Source organism: Pseudomonas sp. P5_A2_2 (assembly GCF_054177685.1).
In genome coordinates, this window is sequence record NZ_JBGCUL010001182.1 from 1 (window position 1) to 1251 (window position 1251).

Here is a 1251-nt window from a genome sequence, read left to right on the forward strand (position 1 = left end):
GTGGAATGTAATTGATCCCGAACATTGGAGGCACGCCGAGTCGAATCTCACCACTGTGCAAATGCGCCATATCCCGTAGCTCTTGGCGTGCCATGTCCAATTCGAGCAAAGCGACTTCCACACGTGCAAGAAAGCTTTGTCCTTCAGCCGTCACAGTGATTTGTCGTGCCGCGCGGTTGAAAAGCGTAACGCCCAACTCCTCCTCCAAGCGAGTGATGGCCATGCTCAGTGCTGGTTGGGCGATATGCAGGCTTTGCGCAGCTTTGGTGAAGCTACCTTGCCGCGCGACCTCTACGCAGCACATCAATGCTTTGAGATTCATGCCGGTCGTACTCGGTTCGAAACCAAAAGCATAACAATTAGTGATGAAATTAATCACAACATAATATTTTTCGTGATGATGGTGGCCCGTTAACATACTTGCGATTACTTCATTGTCGCCTTCTTGAGACCGCCGTCATGACCTTAAATGGATTTTCCTAGATGCCAATCCGTGGCAGTAAAAGCCAATCCTATGAAGGCGAAGGATGGTTCAGGTAGATGACTCGTTTTTTTCAAAGATGGATGTGTACCTAATGCTCAAGTTCAATGCTCATCTCGGCTTTCAATTCAACGACCTGCCTTTTCTGCAGCGTATCGAAGCTGCTGCCGCTGCTGGATTTCGGGCGGTGGAGTTTCCCTCTCCTTATGAATTTGACGCCAGTAACTTAGCCGCTCATTTGACTCAGTACTCTCTTCCTCTGATCCAGTTCGCTGCACCGGCCGGAGTCACCAAAGGCATTGCTGCCCTGCGAGGCAAGGAAGAAGAGTTTCGTGCAGGTTTGGCCTTGGCCGCCCGGTATGCAAAGGTGTTGGATTGTTCGAATGTGCACATCATGTCTGGGATTACGGCACAAGTTGAGGCTACACCTAGCTTCGTGAGCAACCTGGAATATGCAGTCAAATACTTTGAAGATCAGGGGTTGCGGCCCCTGATTGAAGTGATCAGCCCAAAGGAAATCCCGGGGTACTACATGTCTGATTTCAGCAAGGCGCAACGGGTGCTGGAGACCTTCCCGAGTATTGGGCTGATTCTCGACCTTTACCATGCACAGCTTTTGACCGGAGACGCTGCAGGTGTTCTGGCTCGGTTTTATGACCGAACCGTCCATGTGCAGATTGCGGACTGCCCAGGTCGCCACGAACCGGGTACAGGCATAATCAATTTTGCTGAATTGTTCGCGACTCTGGAGCATCGTGGTTACGCAGGAT

General features: G+C 50.8%; 2 protein-coding genes. One reads left to right on the top strand and one right to left on the bottom strand.

Features of this window, described 5'->3' with window-relative positions; genetic code table 11:
- Positions 1–322: LysR family transcriptional regulator (locus tag ACXRVY_RS29905; protein WP_458239060.1), on the bottom strand; the 322-nt coding region annotated here is incomplete at its 3' end.
- A 253-nt stretch (positions 323–575) separates the two neighbouring features.
- Here ACXRVY_RS29905 and ACXRVY_RS29910 point away from each other — a divergent pair.
- Positions 576–1251 (top strand): hydroxypyruvate isomerase family protein (locus ACXRVY_RS29910; RefSeq protein ID WP_458239059.1); only part of this gene is annotated, 676 nt, incomplete at its 3' end.